Genomic DNA, 3903 nt, shown 5'->3' with positions numbered 1-3903 from the left:
GCCTCCCGTCTTCAAGCTGTCCGGTCAACAGACAGTTCGTTCATGTTATATTCTCTAAAATGTCCATATATGCACGCTCGGGCCTGTTGGGCCAAAACAGGGAGGATTACCAAGTGCTGCGGTCGATGGCGAACCTTTTGGCGGATAGTGGGCGCATATTCTATCTGCTTGCCGAGGAGAACATATCTACCAAAGTCGCAGGGAAGTGCGCTTTGATCAAATCCCGCGTCCCAGACAGCGTCAAGTGGCCATAGTCGAAAATTATCAGATCTCCGTCCGAAGTAAAATTCTGGCATGCGCCATCGGGGGTGCATAGATAATCCATGATCGGTAGGAATCTGGCTCCTGTCCTTTCAGCCATGCCACGATATTCTTCCTGCACGCGCCACCGTTCGGGTGCTGAAAATCGATTTGTACTCGAAAGTGATTCATGATCGGAAGCTTTGATCAGGATTTCTGGAAGAGCACTGCCATAATCTGGACCGGGTCCTACTATAGCTGTCTTCAGGCCAAGCCCGTGAAGCCAGTTGATCGTATGCTCGAGGTCGTGCAACTCGATTGATCGCCAATGGGCCGCTATAATGATACCGCCAAGCTGCTCCGCATTGTCCTCGATGAAGCGCTTGATCCGGGTTTTGTACAAATCAGTACACATGCCCAGACCTTGGCCGTTCCAGATTGGCCGGCATCCTGAAATAGTGAGCTGTACGAGATGCGCCGATGAATAATGTTCCTCGAGGGCCTTCGCGTATTGCGCGGCAAAACTGTCGCCGATCAGAACATAATTAATCCGCTCGGGATCGAGGTTGAAACAGTGTTCAAAAGACTTTGGCACCGACGCGCTACCGCCTGAAAAGAAGCAACCTCCAGACACGAATTGATCATACATGTTTCGCGAGTTATGGTAGTCTAGACCCGCTAGGAGAGCCGGTTGATCCTGATGGTTGGCACGCCACCGTGCCTCAAATCCATTAAACGAGACGAATACATAGCCGATCGCAGCAAAGGCTGCCATTCCTATTGCGGATCCTGCAAAGATACTCTGCCTGCCTGACAACCAGCGGCGTTCAGGACGACGGAAGGGCTGTTCAACAAAACGCCAACTCAGCCAGGCGATGAGCAGAGACAATAGGGCCAATCCCGCCATCATCCCCATCGGTGGTGGAGTCAAACGCGACAGTCGCGCGAAGGCAAAGATCGGCTGGTGCCAAAGATATGCCGAATAGCTGATAAGTCCGACAAATACCATCGGCTGGTTGCAAAGGATGTGCGCTGCTAGGTTGTCATGACGGGTTTCCCCCTTGGTAGGCGGGTTCTCAACAGAATTTGCGCCATATAAAACGACCAGCGCCGCACCCAAAACCGGTAGCAAAGTGTAAAACGATGGAAAAGGCGTTTCGTCACTATATAGAAAAATTGCCGCCAAGATCATCGCGACCCCAAAAAGCGACAAGCCGGGTCGAGCAAGATGACTTGGGCGACGAATCCAAAAAGCGGCCATCGCGCCCACGCCCAATTCCCAAGCTCGCGTTGGCAGTAGATAGAAGTTCGGCCCCGGAAAACGGGACGACGCCCATTCCGCAAGGCCAAGACTTATTATGGACAATACGATGATCAGACCAATCAGATATCTCCGCCCAAGTTTCCATAAAAGCCACAGAAGGATCGGGAAAATGACGTAGAACTGCTCTTCCACCGCCAGGCTCCACGTGTGCAGCAGCGGGCTTTCCTCAGCAGGGGCAGCAAAATAATCGACCTTTTTCCAAAACAGAATATTCGATGCGAACACCACGATCGCAAAAAAACTCTGCCCAAAAAGTTTCAATTGTGACGGCAGCATCAGCGCCAAGGCAAAGGGGAGAGAGACGATCATCATTGCGAACAATGCGGGCAGGATGCGCCGCGAACGCCGTTCGTAGAAACGTAATATGGAGAAGCGGCCCTCGTCGAGTTCGGATATCAGGATGCCGGTGATTAAAAATCCTGACACAACGAAAAACACATCGACACCGACGAAGCCACCGCCAAATAGTGGTATGTCAGCGTGATAAAGAATCACAGGTAGTACCGCTAGGGCACGCAAGCCGTCAATATCGGGACGATACCTCATTAATATTCTTCGTGCCGTTTTCTTGAATGAATTTAGTTCATGCCCGGCGATCAGCGTGTTTTGCTACAGGATATCCCACTATCAGATCGCGTTTTAAGCTGTGGTTGAAAGACGGCTATGCAGGGTCACGCGCCAATTTGAAATTGGCGGGTGTCGCGGCGGAACGTGATCCAGCGGATGATCTCTGCAGCCCGTATCGCCAATGCACTCCGCACCGTGCGGTGTGTGCAAGCTTCATTGGGAGCCTTTAGCCGACAATCACTGCATCGTATTCTCCAACCCGCGCAACAATGATATGCATGATGTGCGCAGCCTTCGGCGTTTTCGCGATGAGAGCGCCTTAAGATTCATGGGTAGCCCATTAGGCTTGGATCTAATTGCCTCTTCACTTGAACTTTCTGGCAAGCGCGTCATATAGCGTATCCCTATGTCATTTTAGCCGATAAGTGACCTCACGTTGCCGAAATTTGCGCGACCATACAAGTCAAGGATTGTTTGATCAACAGGAGATCCCCGGAAAACCTATAGGTGTCTACTTAACCTTCTTGGCTAACGAATGACATGACGGTTTCGATGGGCCGTCTCCCCATGTTGCGGTAGCCCAGATGCGGGCGCTCGGTGTTATAGTGGACGAGCCAGGCGTCGAGATCGGCCTGGAGGGCCTCGACGGTCTCGTAGAAGGTCTCGCGCATTTTTACGCGGAAGAACTCCTCCAGAACCGTGCCGTTGAACCGCTCGACGAAGCCGTTGGTTTTCGGCGTGCGGACTCTGGTGCGGCGGTGCTCGATGGCGTTGAGCTCGAGATAGAGCTCGTAGGGGTGCTTTTCGGTGCCGCAGAATTCGCGGCCGTTATCGGTCAGCACCGCTTTCACCGGCAGGTCCAGGGTGCGGTAGAAGGGCAGCACGTCGTTGTGCAGGACCGCCACCGCCGCCTCGGGCTGCTTGGAGACATGCAGGAAGCCGAAGGCGTAGCTGCCGAAGGTGTCGACGACCGCGTGCAGATAGACCTTGCCGATCTCCTTCAACGAGCCGACGAAGAAGGTGTCGGCCGAGAGCAGCTCGCCGGGAGCGCCTGATTCAACATGCCTTTCCCGGAAGCATGGGTTCTGCTTCTCGAGGAAGGCGGCCTGCTCGGCGGTGATCTCGATGGTCTGGCCCGCATGGGTTTCCTCGAGCGCCAGCCAGCGGTCGTAGCGCGTGCCCAGGCCGACGCCAGCGGGCTCGAACCGGTGGCGCCACGCTGGCGACCGTTCAGGATCTTCTGGATGGTGATCGAGGAGACCCGCACGCCCTCGAGCGCCAGCATCGCCTCGAAGCGGTTGCAGCCATAGGCCGGATGTTCGAGCGCCAGCGCCTTGATGCGCTCGACCGTCTCCGGCGGGGTCGTTTGAGGGTGGGTCTTGTGGATCGGCGGCAGGTCCTTCAGTCCCTCGAAGCCGTGGGTCTGAAACCGACGTTTCCACTCGTAGAAGCTGGTGCGGTCCATGCCGCGCTGGCGACAGGCCTCGGCCACGTTGCCGAGTTCTTTCGCCAGTTCCGGAACGCTCATGCGGGTTTGCGCGATCTTGGTCTTCGCGTCACGCCCCTTGGGTTTCGTCGCTTTCGGTGTTCCATCCATGGCCGGGTCCTCCTTTCCCAAAATAGCATGGAAAGAAGGTTAAGTGGACAGACCGCCATCTATTGGTTGTGAGTCCTGACTCTAGGCTCCCGACTCATTAATCCTCAAAGCCAGAAGATGACGGTTGCGGCGAGGGCGATAGCGGAGAGGAAGGTCTTCGCGCATCTGTCGTAGC

At 54.9% G+C, this 3903-nt stretch carries 1 protein-coding gene and 1 pseudogene; both read right to left on the bottom strand.

What is annotated here, in order from left to right; genetic code table 11:
* Positions 1–160 precede the first annotated feature (160 nt).
* A complete protein-coding gene (locus tag EV657_RS21150) occupies positions 161–2110 on the bottom strand; it encodes an acyltransferase family protein (protein ID WP_134079827.1) in 1950 nt (649 codons plus the stop codon).
* A 536-nt stretch (positions 2111–2646) separates the two neighbouring features.
* Positions 2647–3728: pseudogene (locus EV657_RS21145) on the bottom strand (IS481 family transposase).
* Positions 3729–3903 lie beyond the last annotated feature (175 nt).

Origin of the sequence: Rhodovulum visakhapatnamense, assembly GCF_004365965.1 — a bacterium.
In the GTDB taxonomy this organism is placed as follows: domain Bacteria; phylum Pseudomonadota; class Alphaproteobacteria; order Rhodobacterales; family Rhodobacteraceae; genus Rhodovulum; species Rhodovulum visakhapatnamense.
The sequence above is the reverse complement of the archived record's forward strand: the minus strand, read 5'-3'. Positions and strand labels throughout refer to the sequence as shown.